Annotated in this window: 1 protein-coding gene; it reads left to right on the forward strand. The window is 67.8% G+C overall.

Annotated elements, in window-relative coordinates:
• A partial coding sequence (locus tag Ga0466249_RS26305; protein WP_215832437.1) for a 2-oxoacid:acceptor oxidoreductase family protein occupies positions 1-233 on the forward strand: 233 nt, incomplete at both ends.

A 233-nucleotide genomic window follows, 5' to 3' on the forward strand; every position in this document is an offset into this window, starting at 1 on the left:
GCACTGGCCGGCAACGACCTCGCCACCTTCCCGGATTTCCCCGCCGAGATCCGCGCGCCGCAGGGCACGCTGTTCGGGGTCTCCGCCTTCCAGATCAATTTCGGTTCGGCCCAGATCGACACCGCGGGCGACCAGCCCGACGTGCTCGTCGCAATGAACCCGGCCGCGCTCAAGACCAATGTCGAAGCGCTGAAGCCCGGCGGCCTGATCATCGCCGATGAGGGCGAGTTCGG

This window comes from Pelorhabdus rhamnosifermentans, assembly GCF_018835585.1.
GTDB lineage: Bacteria > Bacillota > Negativicutes > UMGS1260 > UMGS1260 > Pelorhabdus > Pelorhabdus rhamnosifermentans.